Origin of the sequence: Marmoricola endophyticus, from assembly GCF_014644415.1 — a bacterium.
Classification (GTDB): domain Bacteria; phylum Actinomycetota; class Actinomycetes; order Propionibacteriales; family Nocardioidaceae; genus Marmoricola; species Marmoricola endophyticus.
In genome coordinates this window covers 42,145-66,745 of sequence record NZ_BMKQ01000002.1, presented here as the reverse complement: position 1 = coordinate 66,745, position 24,601 = coordinate 42,145, and the positions used below count along the sequence as shown (strand labels likewise).

Annotated in this window: 24 protein-coding genes; 18 read left to right on the top strand and 6 right to left on the bottom strand. The window is 69.6% G+C overall.

Translation table 11 applies throughout. The features are described from left to right. Positions 1-404 precede the first annotated feature (404 nt). From IEX42_RS16870 to IEX42_RS16850, 5 genes are all read left to right on the top strand, one after another. Positions 405-584, top strand: a complete 180-nt coding sequence (locus IEX42_RS16870) for a hypothetical protein (protein WP_188781258.1) — start codon at positions 405-407, stop codon at positions 582-584. A gap of 16 nt (positions 585-600) precedes the next feature. Beyond that, positions 601-1,332, top strand: a complete 732-nt coding sequence (locus IEX42_RS16865; protein ID WP_188781257.1) for a hypothetical protein — start codon at positions 601-603, stop codon at positions 1,330-1,332. Next, positions 1,332-1,484 carry a hypothetical protein gene (locus IEX42_RS16860; RefSeq protein ID WP_188781256.1) on the top strand — a complete coding sequence of 51 codons (153 nt, stop codon included), beginning with the start codon at positions 1,332-1,334 and terminating at the stop codon, positions 1,482-1,484. Before IEX42_RS16865 ends, IEX42_RS16860 begins: the two co-directional genes overlap by 1 nt. A 930-nt stretch (positions 1,485-2,414) precedes the next feature. Beyond that, entirely contained in the window at positions 2,415-2,798 is a 384-nt protein-coding gene (locus IEX42_RS16855; RefSeq protein WP_188781255.1) for a terminase, read from the top strand. A gap of 4 nt (positions 2,799-2,802) precedes the next feature. Continuing rightward, complete coding sequence (locus IEX42_RS16850) at positions 2,803-3,159, top strand: hypothetical protein (RefSeq protein ID WP_188781254.1); 357 nt, start codon at positions 2,803-2,805, stop codon at positions 3,157-3,159. 526 nt (positions 3,160-3,685) lie between these two features. Here the strand turns inward: IEX42_RS16850 and IEX42_RS16845 are convergent. Both IEX42_RS16845 and IEX42_RS16840 read right to left on the bottom strand, forming a co-directional pair. Next, a complete protein-coding gene (locus IEX42_RS16845; RefSeq protein ID WP_188781253.1) occupies positions 3,686-4,504 on the bottom strand; it encodes a hypothetical protein in 819 nt (272 codons plus the stop codon). Between the two features lie 51 nt (positions 4,505-4,555). Continuing rightward, entirely contained in the window at positions 4,556-5,827 is a 1,272-nt protein-coding gene (locus tag IEX42_RS16840; RefSeq protein WP_229661010.1) for a DNA methyltransferase, read from the bottom strand. Between the two features lie 139 nt (positions 5,828-5,966). Here IEX42_RS16840 and IEX42_RS16835 point away from each other — a divergent pair, with 139 nt between their 5' ends. The 4 genes from IEX42_RS16835 (at position 5,967) to IEX42_RS16820 (ending at position 8,509) form a co-directional block, all read left to right on the top strand. After that, positions 5,967-6,704 carry a hypothetical protein gene (locus IEX42_RS16835; RefSeq protein WP_188781252.1) on the top strand — a complete coding sequence of 246 codons (738 nt, stop codon included), beginning with the start codon at positions 5,967-5,969 and terminating at the stop codon, positions 6,702-6,704. A 194-nt stretch (positions 6,705-6,898) separates the two neighbouring features. Continuing rightward, positions 6,899-7,039: a hypothetical protein gene (locus IEX42_RS16830; RefSeq protein WP_188781251.1), complete on the top strand. Its 141-nt coding sequence runs from the start codon at positions 6,899-6,901 to the stop codon at positions 7,037-7,039. 179 nt (positions 7,040-7,218) lie between these two features. Further along, on the top strand, positions 7,219-7,797 hold the full coding sequence (locus tag IEX42_RS16825; RefSeq protein ID WP_188781250.1) for a hypothetical protein: 579 nt from the start codon (positions 7,219-7,221) through the stop codon (positions 7,795-7,797). Positions 7,798-8,218: 421 nt separating this feature from the next. Beyond that, a complete protein-coding gene (locus IEX42_RS16820) occupies positions 8,219-8,509 on the top strand; it encodes a hypothetical protein (RefSeq protein ID WP_188781249.1) in 291 nt (96 codons plus the stop codon). A gap of 185 nt (positions 8,510-8,694) precedes the next feature. Here IEX42_RS16820 and IEX42_RS16815 read toward each other — a convergent pair whose 3' ends face one another. Next, positions 8,695-9,393 (bottom strand): phosphonatase-like hydrolase, encoded by a 699-nt coding sequence (locus tag IEX42_RS16815; protein WP_188781248.1) that lies wholly within the window; start codon positions 9,391-9,393, stop codon positions 8,695-8,697. Next, the gene (locus tag IEX42_RS16810; protein ID WP_188781247.1) at positions 9,390-10,157 is read right to left on the bottom strand and encodes a GntR family transcriptional regulator; all 768 of its coding nucleotides are present in this window, start codon (positions 10,155-10,157) and stop codon (positions 9,390-9,392) included. The genes IEX42_RS16815 and IEX42_RS16810 overlap by 4 nt, the downstream gene beginning before the upstream one ends. 155 nt (positions 10,158-10,312) lie before the next feature. Here IEX42_RS16810 and IEX42_RS16805 point away from each other — a divergent pair, with 155 nt between their 5' ends. Genes IEX42_RS16805 through IEX42_RS16775 form a run of 7 tightly spaced genes read left to right on the top strand, consistent with a single transcriptional unit; the run spans position 10,313 to position 17,821 of the window. Beyond that, entirely contained in the window at positions 10,313-11,455 is a 1,143-nt protein-coding gene (locus IEX42_RS16805; protein WP_188781246.1) for a TIGR03364 family FAD-dependent oxidoreductase, read from the top strand. Between the two features lie 44 nt (positions 11,456-11,499). Then, complete coding sequence (locus IEX42_RS16800) at positions 11,500-12,420, top strand: phosphate/phosphite/phosphonate ABC transporter substrate-binding protein (protein ID WP_188781245.1); 921 nt, start codon at positions 11,500-11,502, stop codon at positions 12,418-12,420. Then, on the top strand, positions 12,417-13,178 hold the full coding sequence (locus IEX42_RS16795; RefSeq protein ID WP_229661009.1) for a phosphonate ABC transporter ATP-binding protein: 762 nt from the start codon (positions 12,417-12,419) through the stop codon (positions 13,176-13,178). The genes IEX42_RS16800 and IEX42_RS16795 overlap by 4 nt, the downstream gene beginning before the upstream one ends. Further along, on the top strand, positions 13,175-14,017 hold the full coding sequence (phnE, locus tag IEX42_RS16790; protein ID WP_188781244.1) for a phosphonate ABC transporter, permease protein PhnE: 843 nt from the start codon (positions 13,175-13,177) through the stop codon (positions 14,015-14,017). Before IEX42_RS16795 ends, phnE begins: the two co-directional genes overlap by 4 nt. Continuing rightward, positions 14,018-15,202 carry an alkaline phosphatase family protein gene (locus tag IEX42_RS16785; protein WP_188781243.1) on the top strand — a complete coding sequence of 395 codons (1,185 nt, stop codon included), beginning with the start codon at positions 14,018-14,020 and terminating at the stop codon, positions 15,200-15,202. Further along, the gene (locus tag IEX42_RS16780) at positions 15,199-16,290 is read left to right on the top strand and encodes a zinc-binding dehydrogenase (RefSeq protein ID WP_188781242.1); all 1,092 of its coding nucleotides are present in this window, start codon (positions 15,199-15,201) and stop codon (positions 16,288-16,290) included. The genes IEX42_RS16785 and IEX42_RS16780 overlap by 4 nt, the downstream gene beginning before the upstream one ends. A 37-nt stretch (positions 16,291-16,327) precedes the next feature. Continuing rightward, positions 16,328-17,821 (top strand): SulP family inorganic anion transporter, encoded by a 1,494-nt coding sequence (locus tag IEX42_RS16775; RefSeq protein WP_229661008.1) that lies wholly within the window; start codon positions 16,328-16,330, stop codon positions 17,819-17,821. Between the two features lie 20 nt (positions 17,822-17,841). Here IEX42_RS16775 and IEX42_RS16770 read toward each other — a convergent pair whose 3' ends face one another. Next, positions 17,842-18,387 (bottom strand): LppA family lipoprotein, encoded by a 546-nt coding sequence (locus tag IEX42_RS16770; protein WP_188781241.1) that lies wholly within the window; start codon positions 18,385-18,387, stop codon positions 17,842-17,844. A gap of 454 nt (positions 18,388-18,841) precedes the next feature. Between IEX42_RS16770 and IEX42_RS16765 the strand changes: the two genes are divergently transcribed. Continuing rightward, positions 18,842-19,273 carry a VOC family protein gene (locus tag IEX42_RS16765; RefSeq protein WP_188781240.1) on the top strand — a complete coding sequence of 144 codons (432 nt, stop codon included), beginning with the start codon at positions 18,842-18,844 and terminating at the stop codon, positions 19,271-19,273. A gap of 16 nt (positions 19,274-19,289) precedes the next feature. Here IEX42_RS16765 and IEX42_RS16760 read toward each other — a convergent pair whose 3' ends face one another. Beyond that, on the bottom strand, positions 19,290-21,317 hold the full coding sequence (locus IEX42_RS16760) for a serine/threonine-protein kinase (RefSeq protein WP_229661007.1): 2,028 nt from the start codon (positions 21,315-21,317) through the stop codon (positions 19,290-19,292). Positions 21,318-21,620: 303 nt separating this feature from the next. Here IEX42_RS16760 and IEX42_RS16755 point away from each other — a divergent pair, with 303 nt between their 5' ends. Beyond that, positions 21,621-24,593: a hypothetical protein gene (locus IEX42_RS16755; RefSeq protein WP_188781239.1), complete on the top strand. Its 2,973-nt coding sequence runs from the start codon at positions 21,621-21,623 to the stop codon at positions 24,591-24,593. Positions 24,594-24,601: the final 8 nt, after the last annotated feature.

Below are 24,601 nucleotides of genomic sequence, written 5' to 3'. Positions count from 1 at the left end.
GGGCTCGTCTAGTCGCGCTCTCAGTAGGCGCGGCGCTGGCGAGTAGCGCGCTCACCGCGCGCCCGTGCCCGGTCGGGGATCTCTTCCGGACGTGTTCGACCTAGAGCGCGTGCGGTGCAGGACTCCGCACGTCGAATCGTTCGGCGGCGGCTCATAAGGAGGTCGAGCCTATGGACTCGACGTCACGACCCTCACGGCCACGGGAGCGCGGCCCCGCGAGTGGCAACCATGCCCGGCGAGGACCTCGACGCGACGCCCTTAATGCGCTTGGTCGCCGCTCGGGCAGGCACGCAGCCTCCGACGTCGCAGGTCCGATCCCGTTCGGGTCGGCATCGCGTGGCGGGGTCGAGGAGTACCGCGCGCGGTACAGGGCCGCGCTCTACTCCTCGATCTCCGCTATCGGGATGGGCTGGACCCCGCATGCGGCGATGCTGGCGCACTCGCGGGCGGCGGTCGATACCTGCCGGGCGGCGCAGAGCACGGGTATTCCCGGCGACGTCCAGGAGCGGATCCGCTGCGAGGTCGACCACGCCGAACGTCTCCCCCGGTTCGACCTCGACGACACCACCGACACCACCGACTGAAGAGAAGGAATCAGAGATGCAGAAGATGAGGCTTCGCGGGCGCGGACAGGGCTCGTGTAAGACGATCGTGGAGGACGCGCCGGGCTACCGAGTGCTCTCGGACAAGACCCTCCCCAAGAGCGTCGAGAAGACGGCGAAGGCACTCGACACGGCGAACGAGCAGTCTCAGGCCGCTCAGGACGCCCTCTCCCGCGCAGAGAGCGTCGCCGGACATCACTCGACCCGCGCACGGGGTAGCGAGGACCGGCGCCTAGAGATCGAGGCAGCGACGCGGGAGGAGAGGGCGATTGCGGGGCGTGCGTCCAGCGCAGCACGACGAGCCGCTGAGGAGTTCCTCTCGGCTATAGAGGATGCTCACGAGGAGATCCGCGCAGTCGAGGCGCGTCTCATGTTGGAGGCGCACGCGGCGAAGGTCGACGCACTCATCCTGGCGCTGGAGGCGGAGAACAACGACCCCGGCGGGCTCAGCGCGCCCCCGAGCCGGATGGAGTCTCCGTGGGATCCGGCGAGCGGGCAGTTCGGCGCAGTCGGTGTCGCTGACCTACTCGCGGACACCGACCGCGAGAACACACCGTGGATGGTCGAGGTCGCGGGAACCGATGCCGGGCTCGTCGAGGTACGCGCCACGTCAGGCACATTCGGCCGTTTCTTCACCACCGAGAAGCGGGCCGCGATGATCTGCGACACCCGAACCCGGACCCACGACGCCACCTGGACGCGCGCCGACGAGACAAGCGAGGAGAAGTGATGGAGCGCGAAGCGATCCACGATCTCGTACTGGTCGAACTCTCACGATCCGAAGACGACGACGTCGCGAGCGCGGCCACCGAACTGATCCAGCGTGACGCCGACGAGAACGCGATCCTGGAGCAGATCCGGCGCCAGCAAGGGAGGGCATGATGCCGCGAGCACTACCGCCGGACCGGCTCCCGGCATGGCTCGTACGCGAGATCGGCGGACTCTCCGAGGAGTCGACCGGCGAGCCTCACGGCACCGTTGAGCGGGTCGAGGACCGTGAAGACACGTGACCGGCCCCGGAATACGACCGGCCTCCGACTACATCGTGAACAGTCCTACGGGCAGGGACAGGCGCGCACGGACAGGCGCACGCCGGATCGGCAGGAGCGGGAAAGCAGCACACCGGCCCCGCTTCGATCCCGCTGATCCGGTCGGCAGCACCCTCGACGCGATCTCTTCACAGGCAGCCCGCCAGCGTGAGGGCGCCGACGAGGAGTAGCAGCGGCGGACAGGGCGCGAGGACACGGCCCGGGTCAAGTCGACGACGACCCTCCCGGCCCCGTGTCCTCGCGCACCCTGCCCCCTCGGCTCGCTCGTCTAGGACCACCGGGGGTCTCCTCGACTGCACCCCGACGCGGGCACTGTCTCTCGTGCCCGGCGTGCCGGTGGATCGCTCGCCCTCGGCGCACCCGTGGTCGGGCAGACAGGCACTACACAGCGCATGCCGCACGAGCCACAGGCAGGGCTACCGTCACGCGACCTCGTCCTCGTGCTGGTCGACACGCCCACGACCGAGCGAGAGTCCACGACGATCGACGGCTCGGCGCGCGTGCGACCACAGCGGCCCGAGCATCGTCGAGCGTCACAGCCGAGCGACGATGAGCGTGTACGCAACAGCGCAGGAGACCCTGACGTCCGCACCCCGGTTCAATCGGGTGATCCTCGCGACGGGATGGGGTGGGGAGGGACTCCCCCTCCCCCTCTCCCCCGCAAGCCCGGGAGGCATAGCGCGACGCGGTCTGGATGCATGCCGTGTTCAACGGGACCCGGCCCGCTCACGACGTTTCAACACCCTGAGAGGAGGTCTCCCGCATGACGGAGACCGAAGAAGACACCCGGCCGGAGCCTCCGGCCGACCTAGGCGACGCTGGCCGGACGTACTGGCTCCGCGTCGCGGAGGAGTTCGACCTCGGCGCCGTCGAGGAGCCCGCGCTCGCAGAGGTCGCGCGGACCCTGGACACCCTGGCCGCGCTCGACGCGGCGGTCCGTCGTGACGGACACGTCACCGACGCGGGGAAGGTCTCTCCTGCGGTCGTCGAGGCACGGCAGCAGCGCGCGATCCTCGTCCGGCTCCTCGGGCTCCTTGACCTCCCGACCGACGACGACGAGCGCCCCTCCGCCGGAGGTACCGGCGTCTCCCGCGCTGCTCGCAAGGCCGCGCGAACCCGCTGGGGCGCCGCGAACGGGAGGCGCTGAGCGTATGGCCCGACGCAAGCAACAGCACAGCGCGACCGGCAGCGGTCGCCTCGACCTCGCGGACGAAGGTCTCCCGGGCTACCCGCGCTTCGATCCGGAGTCACTCCTCGGCGCCACGATCTCGGAGAAGGCGACCTCCTACGCCGACGCGCTCAGTCTGGAGCCCGGCGGCGAGTACGCCGACGTCATCTTCCGCGCCGCATGCCTCATCGAGGACGACATCCGCGAGCGGCTCGGCCTACCCCCGGTAGACGAAGAGATCCTCGACCACGCTAACGGCGACGTCGACGTCGACGAGGCCGCCCTCCGCGAACGCGAACAGGCAGTCGCGAGAGCGATCGCCTACGACACGCTCACCTGAGCACGACGAGGCCCCGGCCCTCCTCGCGAGGGACCGGGGCTCTTGTGCGTGCCGCTACCCGGCTGGCGAGCCGGAGGGCCGGCTCGATCGGGTCGAGGAACGCGCCCGCGTTCGCGTCGACGACCGAGTCGACAAGGTCCGCGAAGGCGACGTCCTCCACAGCCTCCCCGATCGCGGCGTGAAGGATCTCGGCGGTCCGATTTGTGGCAGTCTCGTATGCATTCATGGGGAGACCGTTAGCCCACAACCGGCCTCGGTCAAGAGGAGAGAACCGTAAGAATCCCAGCGACGCTCTGACCAGCGCGAACAAGTGCGTAAGAATTTGATCGTGCCCCGTTGCGGCTTGCGCGACGCCTCAGCGGCGGCGAGTTCGCTCGCGCATGAAACAGGACATGACGAAACGGGGGCCTGCGTGACCGAGGTGCGGGATCATGCCGAGCGCCGCGCGGACCGCATGACGCCTAGTTAGGCAGCCGGGCGAGAAACAGTGCGCCACTCACGCCCGGCATCGCTTCTCGACTCGCGATTACGCCTGGCTCTCGAGCCACGCGATCGCTTCTACCGGCTCGGAAAATTGCGCCTCGATCCGGTCCTCGTTTGTGTAGTAGATCTGCACTTCGATTCGAGCGAGAAGCATCGGCTCGTGCGTCGTGTTCTCGTATTCGCGTAGACTCTGCACAGCCTCTGCCGCTGTGTTGAAGAATGCTTGCTCACCGTGCAGAGCGAGAATCAATACGCGGCTCACGCGGCGGCGTAGGTGACGGTCGAGCGTTTCGCGAAATATGGCATATCGATCTGGACTTTCCTGCATAAGCGACCGAGACAGCGACTGTCGCTCGGAATCGCTCAGCGCGTCCCACGCGTCGACCTGCATTTGGAGGTGGTCGATCGTCGTGTGCTCGTCGTAGTCAGCATCTATTCCAAACCTCGCGAAGCAATCAACGATCACCTCGCGTGGGATATGGAGTACCCGAACCCCTTGCCCCACCATGTGGCCTATCCCGCCCTCGGTCCACACTCCAGAGACGACCGCCCCAAGAAACGGCCGCGAGCGCGAGTGTCGCTGAAGCAGTGGCAAGAGGGCCGCCGTGATCTCACCTGCCTTGTTGACCGAGTGCTTTGTGTAACGACGCCATGCCGATTCGATGAAGGCAACCGGTTCCCCGAAATTCTCGGGTGTGCCACCCCGCTCAAGAACGAAGTCGAGATTGTTCTTACCGCCAGAGTCATTTTCCCAAGTGACAAGGCGTTTACCGTCTCGCGCAGGGCGCGGACCAATGGTGTCAAGGTACAAGCCATGCTCTTCCGCGACCGCTTGTAGCAAGGGCTCTACAGACTGCTCCATTGCGTAGCCGATGATCTGGCCGATGCGGTGCGCCGGACTTCTAGCCAAACCTCAGCCCTCGATCCAAAGTCGGCCCTCGTGAAGCGGGTGCGTGTGCTTGCGATTTTTCCACTTGGTATTACGGTCGCGCACCTTCTCGAAACGCCATTTACGGAAGCCCGAAGCAAGCGCTAGTTCGCCCAGCCAGCGCTCCACCGGGACGTGCACACCGTACGGAGCAGAGTCCCCCACGACATAGCAGACGGTCACGCCTGGCGCACTGACGCGACGTAGCGCCTGAAATATCTGCGCCGAGTCGAAGAAGTAGCCTGCGACCATCAGATCGTACGCCTTCTTTCCACCTCTCTCTTGTTTGACTTGCGCGAGCGTTTGGAAAGTTTGCGTCAACTCGCCTCGGACTGCTTGCAGCAGGGGTGACTCGAGTGCCTCCGCGGCGTCCCACCCACTCATATGCTGAGTGGCTGATCTCATCAGCCGCTTGCGAAGAGGTTTTAGGTCGCCCCACCCATTGACCTCACCAAGAACTGACTGCTCTAGGCGGGTCGCATCTGCATAATCAAAGTTGTTCGCGTACGGGGGGGACGTGAGCACTAGGTCTGCCCAACCGTCGTTCAAAGTGTCCAGCGTTCGCGCATCAGACTCGTAAACTTGCCCTCGTGGGGAGCCGACGTGGTCGCGCATCGTAAACATGTCTTGGGCGAACAACTCCACACGTGATTCGAACGCCGACACGGGCTCGGCGACCCGGGCTTTCGTTTTGTTCGGCAACACGTACTGCCATTGTGCGGTACCTGCGGGTGAGCACGCACGGATAATGCTGATGAAGGCCAGCCAGAGAAGTTCGTCGTAGTCGTCGCCCTGGCGCAGCCGCTCCACCGCGTCACGCAAGCGAAGTAGATCGAGCAGCGCACCGCGATCAGGAAAGCACTTCACCACGAGAGGGGAGGTCGGCTCGGCAACAGCGCGCTGCTGCTTCACCTCCAGCCGCACATCGGCCGCCCTCATGAGGAGCACCTCGGGGTCCGAACGCCATGCGAGTTTCGCGCGCGCAACCCGGGTCACGAACGGGTGAACGTCTACGCCCACTGCCTCCGCGCCCACCGCTTCTGCCGCAAGCACCGTCGTTCCAGAGCCACCAAACGGGTCTAGAACGCGACGCGCCTCTGTCGCCTCGACAACCGTCTCGGCCCAGCCGGCCGAGAAGCCCGCGCTATAGCGGAACCAGCGGTGCACCGGCAGACGCATGTTGTCGGTAAAGGTCGTCGTGTTGTTGCCTTGCGCTCGGACGGCAGGTACGTCCATAGGCAAGAACGGCTGGCTCAACTCGGCTCAGCCTCCTCACTGGATCCAAGGGTTCACGCAACGTACCCGACCGAATCACCGGCCGTTGGACCGCCGCCCCGCACGCGGCACGGTCACCCAAGCGCACGTCATCGGGACCTCTTGCAACTACGGTCTAGGGATGGCCGAGCCGCTCGCCACATCTCTCAGATGGGCCAACGTCTGCATAGCACGGATAGACCGGGCGCTCCGACAACACGATCGGCTTCAGACGGCCTACTCAGCACAACACGCGGAGTTACAAAGAGTGGTCGACGCCGGAGTTCCACGGTTCCTGCCGGAATCCGTCACAGATCTTCAAGAACAGTTTGACGACGATCTGGCCTTCTTCGTTCTCGCCGCGCGGCAAGCATTAAAGGCTGCGTGGGTGCTCGAACAGCGCGGCGAAGCGATGCCTCCCTTCCGCCAGCAGCAGGAACTCCGAGCGTGGCGCGAGTACGTCGAGCACTGGGACGCTCCCGCGCGCGGCGCGCCTGACCGGGCGGGTAACAAGTGGCGCTCTCTGTCCTCTGAACATGAGCCGGGACTATCGCACTCAAGTATGGGAAATGAATTGACCGAGGTGTCCGGCGTCCGGGTCGACTGGCTAGCCGAGGACCTGAGGGCAGCACGACGAAGCGCTGGCGTAGTCAGCGAGCGGGAGTGGGCCTATTGCTACATAGACGAGAACGAGGCGGCAATGATCCTCGGCATCTCGGTGCAAGAGTTTCTTTCAATTTCACCGAGGCCGCCCGGTCGCTTCGACTTCGGCACCGACAACGGTTATCCGGGCGTTCGCTACTTCCGAGACTGGGTAGAAGCCCGGCGCGACGGACTTCTTTATCCTCCTGGCTGGGAGGACTGGGTCGAACCACGGTGAACGCCAACGGTCTGATTCGCCGCTGTCTCTGAGCCCGGACTCCGAGGTAGTTGGGGCGTACAGTTCTCCTCGACCTCCGGGTCGTCCAGGTAGGGCTGCAACGGCCCCAGCCCCGACACCCTGGCCACGATCTCGCCCACCAGCGCCTCGACGTCCTCCACCGGCGCGACCTGCCCGGTCAGGCTCCGCTCGTCGTGACCACGCACCACCTGCTCGGCCAACCGGCGCACCAGGCCCGGGTCACGCTGGGGATCGACGCCGTCACGGCGCACCAGCTCGCGCACCGCACCGTCGAGGCGCTCCACCAGCTCCGCCGACGCCACCCCCACCGCTGACGCGGGCGGAGCACCGCGGCGGCGTGCCACCGACTGACTGCTCACACGACCACCTCCCGAGCGGTAGCGCCGTACGCCTCGACGATTCGGACATCTTGCGACGCCGGCGACCTCCACGGCAATCAGTTCCAGCACGCCTGTGGACAACTCCGCACGCCAAACGACTGCAGGTTCGTGCGGTGCCGAACCGTGCAGACGCGACCGCCGGCGTGAATTCGATCCACCCGCGCGCAGACGTGACAATGGACATTCCAGATCGCTCGAAGGCCCATCTGCTGGGTAGGAGCAAGCAATTGACGAGTCACTCGACAGACGCCTGGCTGCCGCCACGCACGGAGAACTCACACCTGCGCGGCCCCGACGGCGAACCAGCAATCAAGATGGACTCCCTCGACGTCGCCGACGGGTCAACGGTCTCGATCGCCTTCGAGTCTGTCGGACCTCGGTGGCGCCAAGGTGTGCTCATAGCGACTAACGGCGTCTTGGAGATCGACGGTATTGCCGACCGCATCGTGACCATCTGGGCCGACGAGCAACCCCTGGGCGGTGACATATTCGCCCGCGAGTCGGTGGGAAGGGTGCTGGTCTACAACGTCTGGGACTCCGACCGGGGAAAGGGACGCGAGTCGCTGAGCTACACCTCGGGCATGCTGATCGAGGAACTGCCCGACGGGTCGCGGCGCCACCGGTGCAACGACATCGGGCGGGACCCCGACTTCACCAGCGTCGTCTTCCGCCTCAGCGTCCAGCAGCCGTAGACCACACTTCACGGGCCGACCATCTGGCTTGGAGCGGCATCGCTGGCACATGAAGCAATCGTCCTCACTCGGGAGGATCATCAATGTGCCTGTTTGGTCGCGCCTCGGGTGGCTCCCGCGACCAGGACGTTCAACTTGGCAAGCACCGATCGCCCCGAGCGTTCGCGCAGAGCACCTAGCGGTCACTCACGACCGTTTCCATCACCACACCGGACCACGTCCGCCCGTTGAGGCGGGCGCGAGGGAAGCAATGGAGCAATCAGACGATACGTGGCTACCGCCAGCTACCGAGAACCCTCGCGTAGCCGGACCGGACGGCGAGCCAGCATTCAACGTCGACTCGCTAGGTGTCTCGGCGGGATCGAGGCTTCAGATTACGTTCGAATCGGTCGGTGACCGCTGGCGACAGGGCGTCTTTGTAGTGACCAACGGCGAGCTGGAGACCAACGGAACGATCGCGCGCGCCTTTCGCCTGTGGAGCGACACGTCGCCCGAGACCATCGAGATCGACGTTCTCCAGACCAAAGGACAGGTAGTCGTACACAACATCTGGGACTCGGACCGCGGCAAGGGCATGGAGTCGCAGAGCGCCACCTCAGGGGTGCTGATCGACGACCTGCCCGACGGGTCACGCCGCTACCGGTGCAACGACATCGGCTACGACCCCGACTTCACCAGCGTCGTCTTCCGCGTCAGCATCCAGCAGCCCTAGGCGCTGGTACTCGAGCGATTGTCCTCACTCAGGAGAATCGTCAATGTGCCTGTCTGCTCGGGCCTTGGGTGGCTCCCGCGAGGGGCGCGACCTGATCCCGCCACTCCCCACGACGAGCTTGCACTTCCCACGGCGTACCCACCGTGGGAAGTGCGACTTCGTCGTGGGAAGCGAGCCCGCCGGGCTCAGAGCAGGTCGGCGATCCCGGTGACGGAGGCCATCACGTGGGTGTGCGGCTCGGCGGCCAGCGCGGTCTCGTCGAAGGAGCCGGACAGCACGCCGACGACGAAACCCGCGCCCGCCTGGGTGCCGGCGCCGAGGTCGTTGGGGGTGTCGCCGGCGACGAGGACGCGACGTACGTCGGTGACGCCGGTCGCCTCCATCGTGTGGAAGACCAGGTACGGCGCCGGCCGCGAGGCCGCGACCCGGTCGGAGGTGACGACGGCGTCGACCGTGGCCTCGCCCCCCGAGCCGACGCGCCAGCCGAGGCCCTCGAGGATCGCGTCGGCGATCTCGGCGGGGTAGCCCGTCTGCAGCGCGACCTTCACTCCGCGCGAGCGCAGGCTCGCGAACATCTCCGGCACGCCGGGCATCGGCTCCGGCGGGGTGTCGCGGTACGCCTGCACGAGACGCGCGGAGAACTCCTCGAACGCGGTGTCGACGTCGGCCTCGGCGCACGGCGCGTCCATCCCGGCGAGCAGGCCCGCGACCGCCTCCCGCTTGCTGGTGCCCTTCCAGGCCAGCAGCAGGTCGTGCGGGACCGGGCGGCCGGTCACGTCGGCCACCGTCTGGTCGAGCACGCGGTAGACGAGCCCGCCCTCCTCCACGGTGGTGCCGGCCATGTCGAGGCTGACGAGGTCGAAGGCGTGGGCCGTGGCAGTCATGAGATCTCCTTGATGACGCGCAGGTCGGCGCTCGCGCCGGAGACCTGCGGGCGGACGTTGTCGATGCTGAAGGTCACCCGGTCGGGCCGGTAGCGGTCCTCGGCGTACTCGAGCGGCTCGCCCTCGGACGAGACGGCCCGGCGGCGCTCCCGCAGCAGCGGCGCCCCGGGGAGTACGTCGAGGTGCTCGGCATCCACCTCCTCGGCGGCGACGGCGTCGAAGGTGTGGCGGGCCTGGTGCAGGGGCACGCCCTGCCCGATGAGGTGGGCGTAGATCGAGCCCGAGTCGGCGTCGAAGTCGAACAGCAGCCGTCCGACCGGCTCGACGAACGTCGAGCGCTCCAGCATCGCCGGCTCGCCGTCGAGCAGCCGCAGCCGCAGCACCTCGACCACCGGCGTACCGGCCTCGAGACCGAGCGCCGCCGCGGCGACCGCGCCGACGCTGCGACGCGCGATCTCGACGGTCCGCTGACCGGGGGTACGACCCGTCTGCTGCGCCCACGCGGTGAACGAGAGGAACGTGTCGAACGACTGCGCCGCCGCGTTGTCCCGCACCACCGAGGGCCGCCCCTGCCCGCCCTCGATCAGTCCCTCGTGGCGCAGCGCGGCGAGCGCGGCGCGGACGGTGCCGCGGGAGGCGTCGTACCTCGCGCAGAGCCGTGCCTCGGAGGGCAGGCTCGCGCCGACCGGCAGCTCGCCGCCGAGGATCTGCTCGCGGATGCCGTCGGCGACCTGGGCGTGCAGGGTGGTCCGTGGGACGTTCACGACGCCACCGTAGACGCTTGACCAGACAACCGGCAGCACATGCACGTGACGAGCGGGAGAACTCCTGCGAATCCGGGTGAACGGTCGGTAAACTTGTTCAGACAAGTCCACGTAACCCGTTGACCCAGGGGCTCCGGCCCCGGACGCTCGACGTCATGAGCAGCACCTCGCCCCGCGCAGACACCGCCGTCGACCTCGTCGTCGTGGGCGCCGGCATCGTCGGGCTCGCCCACGCCGCCGAGGCCCTCGACCGCGGCCTTCGCGTGGTCGTCCTCGAGCGGGACGAGCACGCGGTCGGCGCGTCGGTCCGCAACTTCGGGCACGTCTGCACCACCGCCCAGGGAGGCCGCGCCCTCGACCTCGCCCTCGTCGCCCGGCAGACCTGGCTCGACCTCGGACGCAAGGCGGGGTTCGAGGTCACCGAGGCGGGCACGCTGGTGCTCGCCCGGGCCGAGGACGAGGTCGCCGTGCTCGAGGAGCTGGCCGCCGAGCGCGGTGCCGAGCAGGTACGCCTGCTCGACCCGGCCGCGGCGGCCGAGCGCAGCGGCGTCGACGTCCCCGACCTCCAGCGTGCGGCCCACCTCCCCCTCGACCTGCGCGTCGACCCCCGCGAGGCGGTCCCCGCCCTGGCCCGCTGGCTGAGCGAGGCCGGCGTCGGGATCCGGTTCGGCACCCACGTCGGCGAGATCGTCCCGTCCGGCGACGAGGTCCTCGTCCGCACAGGACGCGGCGAGGTCCGCGCCCGCCACGTCGTCCACGCGGTCGGCCACGACGTCGACCGGCTCTTCCCCTCGCTCGCCGAGGAGTACGCCGTCCGCCGCTGCCGGCTGCAGATGCTCGAGGTCGCCCCGCCCGGTGACGTACGGATCGCACCGGCGCTGCTGACCGGCCTGTCCATGGCGAGGTACGCCGGTCTCGCCGCCATGCCCAGCGCGGACGCGGTCGCCGCTCGCTTCGCCGCGGACGCCCCCGAGCTGCTCGCGCTGGACGTGAACCTGATGCTCACCCAGCGACCCGACGGCTCGATCGTGCTCGGCGACACCCACCACCGCGCCGTCACCCACGACGCCTTCGACGAGGAGACCGACGCCGCGCTGCTGCTGCGCGAGGGCGCCCGGCTCCTCGGGGCACCGCTGACCGTGCGGCGCCGCTGGCGCGGCGTCTACGCCTCGTCCTCCCGCACCGACTTCCTCGTCGCCGCGCCGCACCCGCTCGTCCGGGTCGTCTCGGTGACCTCAGGCATCGGCATGACCACGTCCTTCGGGCTCGCCCCGACGGTCCTCGACCAGCTCCTCTGACCGCTCCACCCGTCCCGCCCCACTGACCCAGAAACGAGACCACCGTGAAGCGCAACCACCTGCTCCCCCTGGCCGCCCTGGCCGGGACCGCCGTCCTCTCCCTCGGCCTCAGCGGCTGCGGGGCCGAGTCCTCGGCGTCCGCGTCGGACTCCGTGTGCCCCGACGGCGGCATCAACTTCGGCGTCGAGCCCTTCGAGGACCCGGCCAAGCTGACGCCGGCGTACCAGACCATCGCGAAGGCGATGAGCAAGGAGCTCGACTGCGACGTCAACGTCCAGATCGTCGACACCTACTCCGCCGAGGTGCTCGCGATGCGCAACGACAAGCTCACGCTCGGCCAGTTCGGCCCGCTGGGCTACGTCTTCGCCAAGGAGAAGGCCGACGCCGAGGCGGTCGCGTCCTTCGGCACCGGCGACGGCGAGCTGTCGACGTACAAGGCCGGCATCTGGGTCCCCGAGGACTCCCCCGTCACCTCGATCGCCGATCTGAAGGGCAAGTCGCTGGCGCTCTCCGAGCCCGGCTCCACCTCCGGCGACGCGCTGCCGCGCCAGGCGCTCAAGGACGCCGGGCTGAAGGAGAGCGACCTCAAGGTGCAGTACGCCGGCGGTCACCCCGAGGCGCTGCTCGCGCTGACCAACGGCAAGGTCGACGCCGCCGAGATCAACACCCAGCAGGAGGCCACCTCGACGGAGGCCGGCCAGTTCAAGGCCGCCGACTACCGCGAGATCTGGACCTCCGACCCGATCCCCAACGACCCGATCACCATCGCGGGCAAGGCCGACCCGAAGCTCAAGGCGGCGGTGAAGAAGGCGCTGCTCAACCTGCCGGCCTCGGCGGTCTCGACGGCCGCGGGCTACCTCGACGTCGAGCCCGCCGGCCAGCTCGTCGCGGTGGGCGAGAAGGACTACCAGCCGCTGTTCGAGCTGGCCCAGAAGCTCGGCCTGACCGAGAAGGACGTCTCGTGAGCGCCCCCGCCCTCACCCCTGTCGCCCGGCCGGTGGCCGCTGCCGAGGTCCTCAGCATCCGCGGCCTGCGCAAGACGTACGCCGAGCGCACCGTCCTCGAGGGCGTCGACCTCGGGGTCGCCGCGGGCGAGCTGGTCGCACTGCTCGGAGCCAACGGCTCCGGCAAGTCGACCGTGCTCAAGTGCGTCGTCGGCCTCGCGCAGGCCGACGGCGGCACCGTGAGCATCGCCGGCGCCGACGAGCGCCCTGGTGCCGCGATGGTCTTCCAGCAGATCCACCTGGTCCGTCGCCGCTCGGTGCTGGACAACGTCTGCGCCGGAGCCCTGGGTCGGCTGTCCCTGCGGCGGTCGTGGAGCACCTCGGCCTTCCCCCGCGCGCTGCGGGAGGAGTCGATGGCGTGCCTCGACCGCGTCGGTCTCGCCGACCGCGCGCACGACCGGGCCGGTCGGCTCTCGGGCGGCCAGCAGCAGCGGGTCGCGATCGCGCGGGCGCTGTGCCAGCGGGCACCGGTGCTGCTCGCCGACGAGCCGGTCTCCGCGCTCGACCCGGAGGCCGCCGAACAGGTGATGGAGCTGCTGCGGCGGCTCGCGGACGACGGCATCGCCGTCGCCGCCGTCCTGCACCAGCCCGACCTCGCCCGTCGCCACGCCGACCGCCTGGTCGGCCTGCAGCAGGGGCGGATCGTCTTCTCCGGCAGCCCCGAGGAGATCGCCGAGGACGAGGTCCGCGCGCTCTACACGACCGGAGGTGCCCGATGACCGCCACGCTCGCCACCGCCCCCGAGCAGCCGGTCGAGCGCCTTCCGGTCCCGCCGCGACCACGGCGTACGGCCGGCCTCGCCGGCGCCGCCGTGCTCGTCCTGGTGCTGGTCGGCGTCCACGTCTGGGCCTGGATCGCCACCGACTTCTCGATCGGCGCACTGGTCGAGGGCTGGTCCGGGATCACTGACTTCCTCGGCGACGCGATCCCGCCGGACCTCGACTGGGCCGAGGTCGTCCAGCCGGGCCTGAAGGCGTGCGGCGTCACGCTCGCCATCGGGCTGATGGGTACGACGCTGTCGATCCCGACGTCGCTGGTCCTCGCCGTGCTCGGCGCGCGCCCCACCTCGCGCAACCCGGTCGCCTACCAGGTCGCCCGCGCGGTGATGTCGTTCTTCCGTGCCGTGCCCGACATCGTGTTCGCCCTGATCTTCGTCACCGCGGTCGGACTCGGCCCGTTCGCCGGTGTGCTCGCGATCATCTGCCACAACACGGGGATCATGGCCAAGCTGTGGTCGGAGTCGATGGAGGAGATCGAGACCGGCCCGATCGACGCGCTCCGGATCGCCGGCGCCTCCAGCCCGCAGCTGGCGGCGCACGTGGTGCTGCCCAGCGTCGTCCCCCAGCTCGTCGGGCTGCTGCTCTACCGCTTCGACGTCAACGTGCGCAGCTCGCTGGTGCTCGGCCTGGTGGGCGCCGGCGGCATCGGCTTCCTCATCAACCAGTCGATCTCGCTGTTCGCCTTCGACCAGATGCTCACGTACATCCTCATGGTGCTGGTCCTCGTGGTCGTGGTCGACGTCGCCAGCGGCTACGTCCGCCGCCGGCTGGCCGAGTAGATGGCGCGCTTCACCGCCAACGGCAGGGCGTACGAGCTCCCTGCTGCCCCGGTGGTCGTGGTCTGCGTCGACGGCAGCGCGCCGGCGTACCACCAGGCCGCCGTGGCGGCGGGGCTGATGCCCTGGCTGGAGCGCACGCTGCGGACCGGGACGTCGTGGCCGGCGCACTGCGCGATGCCGGCCCTGACCAACCCCAACAACTGCGGCATCGCCACCGGCCTGCCGGCCTCCGGGCACGGGATCAGCGGCAACACCTGGCTCGACACCGAGACCGGCGAGGAGCGCCCGATGGGCGACCCGGCCTCCCTCCGGGTCCCGACGCTCTTCGCCGCCGCCGAGGGCGCCGGGCTCGACGTCGCGGTGGTCACGGCCAAGGACAAGCTGCCCAGGATCCTCGGGGCCGGGCTGAGCACGGGGACGTGCGTCTCGGCCGAGCGGGCTCCCGCCGCGCTCCTCGCGGCGACCGGGCTCCCGCAGCCGGAGGTCTACTCGGCGGAGCTGTCCGCGCTCGTCCTCGCGGCCGGGTGCGTGCTGCTCGAGACCCGGCGCCCGGATCTCGTCTACCTCTCGCTCAGCGACTACGTGCAGCACAAGCACGCGCCGGGAACGCCGGCGGCGCAGGACTTCTACGCGGTCCTCGACCGGTGGTGCGCCAGGCTCGAGGACGCCGGTGCGGTCGTCGTCCTCACCGCCGACCACGGGATGAGCGCCAAGGAGCGGATCGTGTACCTCGAGGACGAGATCGTGGAGCCGGCGCACGTGGTGCTGCCGATCACCGACCCGTACGTCGCGCACCACGGCGCACTCGGCTCGTACGCCGTCGTCCACCTCGCGGACGGCGAGGACGCCGCGGGCGTCGCCGCTCGGGTCGCCCGCCTGCCCGGGGTGGAGCTCGCGCTGACCCGGCAGGAGGCGGCGGACCGCCTCTCGCTGCCGGCGGACCGGATCGGCGACGTCGTCGTCCTCGCCCACGCCGACACGGCCCTGGGACGCACGCCGCAGGCGCACGACCTGTCCGGTCTGGACGCGCCGCTGCGCTCGCACGGCGCGCTCGGTGAGCAGGACGTGCCGTTCGTCGTCAACCGCCGCGTCGAGCGGTCCGCCGTACCGGCCCAGGTGCACAACTACGACGCGTTCTGGGTCGGCACGACCCTCGTGGCGCAGGCGGAGGCCACGCTCCGGTGAACGCCTCGGCGGCCGTGTGGGACGGCCACGGCTTCTCCCTCGCCGACGATGCCCTGCCGGACCTCGGCCCCGGCGAGAGCCTGGTCGAGGTCGAGCTGGCCACGATCTGCGGCAGCGACCTGCACACCGTCGCCGGGGACCGTCTGGGCCCGACACCGAGCGTGCTCGGCCACGAGGCGGTCGGTCGCGTCGTCGGCACCGGCCCCGGCGCGCCAGTCGCGACCGGGGCCAGGGTCGTCTGGACGATCGGCACCTCCTGCGGCGGGTGCCGGCCGTGCCGGCGCGGGGTCCCGCAGAAGTGCGTGCACGTGCGCAAGTACGGCCACCAGCAGCGCACCGACGGCTGGCGCCTCAACGGCACGCTCGCGTCGTACGTCCACCTGCTCCCGGGGACCGGTGTCGTCCGGGTCCCCGAGGAACTCCCCGCGGCGCTCGTCGCGCCGGCCGGCTGCGCCACCGCCACGGTCACCTGCGCCGCGAGACGGGTGGGGCTGGGCCCCGCCGACGCGGTCGTGGTGATCGGCTGCGGGATGCTAGGCCTCACCGCCGTCGCCCACGCCACCGACCTCGGAGCCTCGGTGGTCGCCTGCGACGTCGACCCGGCTCGCCTGGACCTCGCCCGCTCCCTCGGCGCGGTCGCCGTCGCCGAGCCCGCCCAGCTGCCGCAGCTCGCGGCGTCGTACGGCGCGGACGTGGTGCTCGAGATGTCCGGCCACCACTCGGCGGTCACCGCTGCGCTCGACGTGGTCGATCTCGCCGGGCGGGTGGCGCTGGTCGGCTCGGTCTCGCCCGGTCCGACCGTGGCGGTCGACCCCGAGCAGCTGGTACGACGTCTGGTCACCGTGGTGGGCAGCCACAACTACGCACCCGCCGACCTGGTGGAGGCCGTCGCCTTCCTCTCGGGCAGCACCCGGGCGGGCGCGCTGCGCGGGCTGGTCTCGACGGCGTACTCGCTCGAGGAGGTCGACGCCGCGTTCCGCGCCGCGTCGCGCGGCCTCGCTCCGCGGGTCGCCGTCCGACCGGATCCTCGTGTGACGTCGCGCTCACCGAGTGCTCCGGGCGCGACCAGCGGCGCCGTTCCTCGGTAGCGTCGGCCGCTCCGTCCTTTTCCGTCCCCGGAGCACCGTGAGCCCTGCCGTCGTCACCGAGCACACCCCCATGCCCGTACGAGCCGTACTGCGCGACCCGCGCCGGCTGCGCGTCGAGGTGCTGGCCGGCCTGGTGGTGGCCCTCGCGCTGATCCCCGAGGCGATCTCGTTCTCGGTGATCGCCGGCGTCGACCCCCGGGTCGGGCTCTTCGCGTCGTTCACGATGGCGGTGACGATCGCGTTCGTCGGCGGCCGTCCGGCGATGATCTCCGCCGCGACCGGCGCGATCGCGCTCGTGGTCGCCCCGGTGGTGCGCGACCACGGGCTGGACTACCTCGTCGTCACGGTGCTGCTGGGCGGGCTGCTGCAGATCCTGCTCGCGGTCCTCGGCGTGGCGAAGCTGATGCGCTTCGTACCGCGCTCGGTGATGGTCGGCTTCGTCAACGCCCTGGCGATCCTCATCGCCGCCGCCCAGCTGCCGAACGTGGTCGGCGTGCCGTGGCTGGTCTACCCGATGGTCGCCGTCGGGGTGGCGGTGATCGTGCTGCTCCCCCGGCTGAGCTCGGTCGTGCCCTCGCCGCTGGTGGCGATCGTCCTGCTGACCGCCGTCACGCTGCTGGCCGGGCTCTCGGTGCCGAACGTCGGCGACGAGGGCGCGCTGCCCGACAGCCTGCCCGCACTGTTCCGGCCCGACGTGCCGCTCACGCTCGACACGCTGCGCATCGTCGGCCCGTACGCCCTCGCGATGGCGCTGGTGGGGCTGATGGAGTCGCTGATGACCGCGACCCTGGTCGACGACATCACCGACACCCGTACCTCGAAGACCCGCGAGGCCTGGGGCCAGGGGGTGGCCAACCTGGTCACCGGGGCGTTCGGCGGCATGGGCGGCTGCGCCATGATCGGCCAGACGATGATCAACGTGCGCGCCTCGGGTGCGCGGACCCGGCTGTCGACGTTCCTGGCCGGCACGTTCCTGCTGGTCCTGGTGGTCGTGCTCGGCGACGTGGTCGCGCTGATCCCGATGGCGGCGCTCGTCGCCGTGATGGTGATGGTCGCGGTCGGCACCTTCGACTGGCACAGCATCCGGCCGGCGACGCTGCGCCGGATGCCGCGCAGCGAGACCGCCGTCATGCTCGCGACCGTCGTCGTCACCGTCGCCACCTCCAACCTCGCCATCGGTGTCGTCGTCGGGGTGCTGGTGGCGATGGTCGCCTTCGCGCGCCGCGTGGCCGGCTTCACGCGGGTCGAGGACGTCTCGCACGACGCGCACACCCGGGTCTACCGCGTCGTCGGGGAGCTGTTCTTCGCCTCCTCCAACGAGCTCGTGCACCGCTTCGACTACGCCGGCGACCCCGCCCACGTGGTGATCGACCTGAGCGAGTCGCACGTCTGGGACGCCTCGACGGTCGCCGCGCTCGACGCCGTCGAGCAGCGCTACGCCGCCCGCGGCACGACTGTCGAGATCCGCGGCCTCAACGAGGCCAGCCGTGAGCGGCGCGAGCGGCTCAGCGGAGCGCTCGGCGGACACTGAGCCGCGGAGGGTGCTCCGGCTCAGGACCTGCTGTCTCGGACCAGGCCCTGCGGCTTGTCCTTCCACACGTAGCAGCCGGTGGTGATCTGGAGGATCGCGCTGTCGCCGAACCCGAAGACGTACTGGCCACCGTCCGGTGCGCGCCCGTCGATCTCCAGGTCGCCCGGCCTGTCGACGACGGTTCGAACGCGATCGAAGCCGTACTTGCGGCCGATCTTCGCTACGCGATCAGCAGCGTCGCGCCAATGACTCTCCGGATAGACCGTCGCAGTGGACCACGTCGGGAGGCCAGCCACCTCCGCGCCGTCCTCTGAGGAGTCGTCGGGGCACCCCGCACGTTCGAGCACGGGCTGGAAGTCGGGGGCGAGACCCCACCGCGGTGGGCCGAAAGCCTGCTCGAGGGCGGCGGTCATCTCTCTGCGCATCTGCTGCACTTCCTTGATCGCCTGCTCCATCGACTTCGACGAGCCGGGCGTGACGGGTGCAGAGTCGGTCGACTCTTCCTTCTCAGCTGCGCAGCCGCACATCAGCAAGACAGTGGATGTCACCGTCAAGACGAGGCGCACCCGAAGAGACACAACGCTCGTCGGCCGCCGAGCGCTGCTCACGACGATCCACAGTCCGTGCCGTCGGCAGCACTAGGTCGCCGCAACGCACCGATCATGCATCCTCCTCGTCGCACCGAATCATGACATCCCGTAAGCAGTGAAAGCGGGCGGAAGCCGGATGTGGTTCGTGCTGTTCTTTGCTTCTGCAGGCTCGTGCAACAGGCACATGCAGGCACCTCGACGCCGCGGATGGCGATCGGCGTCCTCCAGAGACCGGCCTCGAGGCCATGAGCGCTGGGGCAGCAACGGGCAGGCACTGAGCCGCTCCCGGCACCGTCGCCTCACGCGTGACCGATCCCGGGGCCGGTCGTTGAGCGCCACAGCGGGTGCTCCCCGCCGGTCCGCCGTCTCTCGGGTACGGCGGACGCTCGGACGCTCGTTTGCTGACGTCGGTGACGGGTACCCCACCGACATGGCACTGATCGACAGCACCGGCTACCACCACGTACGCATCACCGTCACCGACATCGAGCGCTCGCGGGCGTTCTACGACCGGCTCTTCGGATGGGACGTCGCGATCGACGACACCGAGAACTACGGGAAGCCGGGCGTGGCCGAGGCCTCGGCCGGCTTCTACGGCGGCGTGGTCTACCAGACGCCCGACGGCAACCTCTTCGGGCTGCGGCCGGTCGGCAAGGAGCCCTTCGACCCGGACGCGACGGGCCTGGACCACCTCAGCTTCTCGGTCGCCGCCCGGTCGGACCTGGAGGCGGCCGTCGGCGCGCTCGACGAGGTCGGGGTCACCCACGGCGAGATCGTCGACCTCACCGACGCCGGGATCGCCTTTTTGTCCATCCAGGACCCCGACAACATCAACATCGAGGTCACCGCGCCGCTGGGCTGAGCCGGCCGGGGGCGGGTCAGCCTCCGCGGTTGGCGATCGTGAAGGGTTCGCTCTTCAGGCTGGCGAAGTTGCCCACCCGCGCGTCGAGCACGCAGTTGTCGCTGGCCGACAGGGCGGTCACCGAGTGGCCGCCGTTGGAGACCAGCAGACCTCCGTTGCACCCGTCGCTGAAGCTGACCCCGTCCTCACCGCCGGCCACGGCGTCGAGGAGCCCGGAGGGGTTCTGGACGCTCGGGCTCTTGTAGAGCGGGTTGAGCTTGTCGGGGCCGTTGGGCCACACCGGGACCAGCGTCACCGGGAGCGGACGGCCGCTGACGACCTGCTGCGGGGTGCTGACCTGGATGTCGGTCAACCGCTGGGCGGGGTACGCGACCGAGCTTGTCTCGCTGTCCGACACCGCGCTCGTCGTGGCGTCCAACCCCTTCTGCAGCCAGTCGTTGACCGCCGTCTGCGCGTCGTCGTCGATCGAGCCCAGCCGGACCTCCGCCGTGGCGGTGACGTTGCCCTGCGCCTCGATGGGGCCGGGGTCGACGCTCCAGGCGCACGCGGTGGTGATGCCGGTGCTGGGCGCGTTCATCGTGGCCTTGCCCTCGGTCCAGTTCAGCGTCGGGCAGGTCTTGCCCAGACCGGGGATCACCACGAGGAACGGTCCGGACAGCGGAGCCGCCTGGGCGGCGAACGTGACCGTGAGGGTCGCCGTGCCGGTCTCCGGGTCGTACTCGGCCGACCGTGCGGTGCGCAGGCCGGTCGGCAGGGCGCTCTGGTCCGAGACGCTGGCGTTCACCGGCCCTCCGTCGCCGCCGTCCTTCGCCTTGGCCGAGCCTCCGCCCATCTGCACGACGACGAGCACGCCGGCGACCAGCAGGATCGTGCCGGCGATGCCGGCCAGGATCCGGACGTCCTTCCACCACGGCGGCTTGGGCGTCTCCTCGTCGACCGCGACGTGGCGGCGAGGCGCGACCTTGCGCTCCATGGGGCGTACGACGGTCGCCGACCCGGGGGCGCCGAGGTCCATGTCCGCCAGCGCGAGGCGCTCCCCGGGCTCTTCGACCGGCTCGTCGGGCTCTGCCTTGGACAGGCCACGGACCACGGTGACCGGGCCCTGCGAGGGCGCGAAGTCCTCGGGCGCGGCCTGCGGCTCGAGCGCCTGGTGGTGGGCCAGGGTCGGGATCAGCTTGTCCATCTGGGCCGCGGCCTCGCGGGCACCGGGGCGTTCGCGCGGGTCCTTGGAGAGCATCCGCGCCAGCACGCCGGAGAGCTCGTCGGCGACCGGCAGGACCGGGACCTGGTTGCTGACGTGGCGGTGGGCGATCGTGTAGTCCGTCCCCGGTCCGGCGAAGGGGGTGCGGCCGGCGAGCAGCTCGTAGAGCAGGACACCGACGCCGTAGATGTCCGACGGTGGGCCGGCGACGCCGTTGCTGATCAGCTCCGGCGACATGTACTCCGGGGTGCCGAGCAGGCCGGTCGTGGTCGACGGGCCCTCCTGCACGATCCGGGCGATGCCGAAGTCGGTCAGCCGGACGGCTCCCGTGCCGAGCTCCTCCCAGCCGGGCGCGAGCAGCACGTTGTCGGGCTTGATGTCGCGGTGCACCAGGCGCTGGTCGTGCGCCTCGGCCAGGCCGAGCAGCACGTCGCGGACGACGCCGAGGGCGAGGGCCGGTGGCAGGGTGCGCCGCTCGCGGGCCACGTCGCGCAGCGAGCCGCCACCGACGTAGTCCATGACGATGGCGAGGCGGTCGCCCTCGACGACGAGGTCGCGCACGGCGACCAGGTGCGGGTCGCGCAGGTTGACGAGGACCGACCGCTCCTGCACGAACCGGCCGACGAGGTCGCGGTCGGCGACGTGCTCCGCGCGCAGGACCTTCGCCGCGACCGGCTCGTCGGTACGGCGGTCCACGGCGCGCCAGACCTCGCCCATGGCGCCACGGCCGACCACCTCGACGAGGCGGTACGACGCGCCGAGCGCGAGGTCGACCTCGGTCGTGGTGCTGGTGCCCGAGGCGGTGGGCGAACCGGTCCCCGAGTCGTTGTCGTGCTGCGGCACTGCTGCCCCCTTCGTGCCACGTTCAACGTCGGACCGAAGGCTAACCCAACGAATCCGAGACCACAGCCGATCGGGTGATCCGGGTCCAGGATCGACCCGTTCGTCCAGGTCCGGAGCAAAACGGACATCGACGGTCGTACGTCACACCATCATGAGAGGCGACCACCTTCGTCACATCGCTGTGACAGCGCTGTGCTTCTGGCTTACGCTTCTCCCGGTTTCGCGACCGCCCCACCCGTACCGTTCCGGCGATTTGCTCGTTATGTCGTTGCCACCGCACCCCGAACCACCTGGAGCCACCTGATGTCAGGACCCTTCCTCGAGACGGTCTCCCATCTCCCGAAGGCCCTCGTGGCCGGCGTCGCCGGGGCCGTCGTGCTCGCCGGTGGTGCCGTCGCCGCGATCCAGCTGACCGGCAACGACAGCAGCGACCAGCTCGCGGACGCCAGCAAGGTGCTGCAGTCGGTCGACGTCGGTGTCGGCCAGGACGGCCGGCTGACCTCGGTCAAGGGCACCACGGTCGGGACGACCGCCTCGGGCAAGCAGTTCAGCGTCGACGACAGCTACGCCCCCGGCAAGGTCGCCGACCAGCTGCCGGTGCGTGTGCTGACGTCGTACCGGACCGCGAAGGGCACGGGCACCGACCTCTCCGACCTCGACGGCTACACCGGCCGGGTCGACATCACCCTCACGGTGCAGAACCTCACCCAGAAGGCGAAGAACCTCACCTTCGACGTCGGTGGCACCCAGCAGTCCCGCTCCGCGCTCGTCGGCGTCCCGCTGACGGTCGTCGGCTCGACCGCGCTGCCCGACACCAAGCCGTCGGACGTGGTCGCGCAGGAGAACGGCAAGAGCGGCGGCACCAACGGCGTGCTCAGCCAGAACTCCGACGGCAAGGCCCAGGTCCAGTGGGCCACGCTGCTCGCCCCGCCGCAGCTCGGCGCGAGCACCACGATGGACCTCTCGGTCAACGCCAAGGACTTCGAGGTCCCCGACTTCGACCTCTCCGTCCAGCCCGGCCTGGTGACCGACCCCTCGATCGGCGGCGTGCTCAACGAGGCGTTCTCCCCCGAGAACTCCTCGCAGCTCGCCCTGACCCGTCGCACGATCGACCTGATCGGCAAGGTCAACGGCGTGCTCGGCCAGGCCGGCAAGTCGATGGGCACCGTCCGCACCACGCTGAAGAACTCCTCGGACAAGCTCGGCGCGAAGACGGTCGGCGACCTCAAGGGCAGCACCAAGACCATCGCCAGCTCGGTCAAGGGCCTCCAGCAGAGCTCGACGTCGCTGGGCCAGGACCTGACCAGCGCACTGAAGGGCACGCAGTCGGCCACGCTCTCGGAGCTGCAGGCCACCAACCAAGCGATCAACACCCTGCTCGGTGACACCAACGCCCCGCAGCCGACGGCCAAGATCACCTACGGCGCCGACCAGTGCTCGGCGACGGTCACGCCGCCGTCGGGCGCGAAGAGCATCTACGGCAACCTCCAGGAGATCGTCGCCCTGCTCGACGGCTACTCCAAGGCCACCAACGGTTGCTCCAGCGTGCTGCAGAAGCGGATCCTCGACGCCATCGGCCCGGACAACGCCGAGGCCTGTAATGACGACAACACCGACGACCAGGGGTCGGCCACCTGCGCGCTGTTCGGTGCAGAGGAGAAGGTCAAGACGCTCACCTCGGCCCTGGACTCCTCGGGCCAGAAGGCCGTGAAGGCCTTCACCGACTCCATCCGCAGCCTGAACGCGGCCGTCAACGGCAACGAGAAGTGCGACGTGTCGATCGACGACGGCGGCACGCCCAACGACTACGGCGACGACAAGATCCGCGACGCCAACGACTGCGGGCTGCAGACCCTCGCCACCCAGGTCCGCAACTACGGTCAGCGCACCGGTGAGTTCGCCGTCCGCGCGGCCCGGGACAACCAGAACGGCGGAGCGCTCAGCTTCAACTCCGACGCCGTCCGGGAGGCGATCAGCAACGCGCGGACGGCCCTGAAGGACCTGAACGACTACCTGTTCACCACCGCGACCGACGGGCTGAACTCCGAGTACGTCGCCAAGCAGGTCAACGACCTCCTCGACGGGGCCATCTGCCAGGTCGCGGGCGAGGTCGGCAGCGAGGACTACCAGAAGGTCGAGAACCTCCGGCAGTACACGTCGAACCAGAACTGCAGCGGTGGTTCCGTCAACCCGGACCCGGACTTCAACCTGCGCAGCCGGATCGACGAGCAGATCACCCGCTGGAGCGACCTGAAGTCGGGCTTCGACCCGGGGTTGACCGGCGGCATCGGCACCAAGATGAGCGGCGTCAACGACGCGCTGAACAAGCTGGAGAGCCAGACCGACCAGGTGCAGGACGTCATCGACAGCATCAACCGCAACTTCCACTTCGAGGACATCATCAAGGCGTTCAACGCGCTCGAGGCCTTCAACAAGGTGCTCACCACGAGGGCCGGAGAGGTCGCGGGCACCGCCGGTGACGCCATCGACGGCGGCTCGACGAGCTGCGACCTCCCGAACAGTGACGATGCCAACGCATCGGACACGGCGGACCAAGAGGCCACGACCACGTGCGAGAAGTTCCAGAAGGCGTTCGCCCAAGCCCAGAACAACGCCCGTGACGTGGTCACCGCGGTGAGCGGCACCACCTACAAGCGCGGCACCGGCACCGACTACAACAAGCTCGTCGAGGCCACCAAGGACCAGAAGATCAAGACCATCTCCGACTCCGGCAAGGCGAGCGCCGCGGAGGTCGCGACGCTCTTCGACTCCTCGCTGGGCAAGCTCTCCCAGAGCGCCAGGGAGATCGCCAACGAGTCCAAGACGACGATCCAGCAGCAGAAGTCGACCTTCGCGGTGCGCCAGAAGCAGTCCGCCGACAACGTCTCGGCCTCGGTCGACAAGGGCCTCGGTCAGGTGAACGCCGGCGTCGGGTCGTCGGTGAAGGACCTGTCCGCGGCGCGGACCCTGCTGCAGGGCGACATCACCGACGTCCTGCTCGACCTCGGCACGCGCGACGTCAAGGGCTCCGGCCTGCTCGGCGCGATGGCACGGTCGGCGGCGCAGACCGGGACGGCGAACTTCCAGCTGGCGCAGGCGATCACGACGGCCTCGTCGTACGCCAACGTCCGCCAGGGTGACGTCGCCTCGATCCTGCTCGGCCAGGCGCAGGCCCAGGCCGGCCAGGAGGCGCAGGCCGCACTGCCGCCGTTCGTGATCCAGCTGCCCGACAGCGCCCGGCACACGACGGTCTACAGCATGCACATCACCCCGTGAGCGGCGTG